Consider the following 496-nt stretch of genomic DNA (forward strand, 5'->3'; position numbering starts at 1 on the left):
GATTACGGCGAGTTTTCCATGACGGGTAAGCTGGTCAATCTTTCGCTGTTCAAGCCTGCGCCAAAGCAGACCTGCGACAAGTAAAGCGCTTAGACGCGTTTTACCAGATTTCCGAGATGATCTGCGAGCCGCAAGGCGAGCGCTACCGCGGGAAGCGTCGGGTTTGCCTGTCCCGCAGTCGGAAACACCGAGCTTCCTGCGACGAATAGATTCGCGACATCGTGAACCCGGCAGTTGCGATCGACCACGCCGGTCGATTGGCTTTCCGACATCCGCGTCAGCCCGATCTGATGATAGCCATCCAGCGCCTGATTGAGCACGGCTTCATCGCGGCGTTCGGGTGCGGTCAGATAGTGAAGTCGGCCGATTCCCTCGCTTTGAAGCCATTCATCGATGATTTCGTGAGACCGGACGACCGATTCGACATCCTGCTTCTGGAAATGAAAATCGACGCTCAGGCGCGGTAGTGCTGCCCCGTCCTCGCGCTCGCTTAAAG

Annotated in this window: 1 protein-coding gene; it reads right to left on the reverse strand. The window is 57.5% G+C overall.

Translation table 11 applies throughout. The features are described 5' to 3' along the window. Window positions 1-89: 89 nt before the first annotated feature. The coding region (locus tag AB1462_RS31735) for a GMC oxidoreductase (protein WP_367249036.1) at window positions 90-496 on the reverse strand (407 nt) is incomplete at its 5' end.

Source organism: Pseudomonas sp. SB113 (genome assembly GCF_040754745.1).
GTDB classification, from domain to species: domain Bacteria; phylum Pseudomonadota; class Gammaproteobacteria; order Pseudomonadales; family Pseudomonadaceae; genus Aquipseudomonas; species Aquipseudomonas grimontii.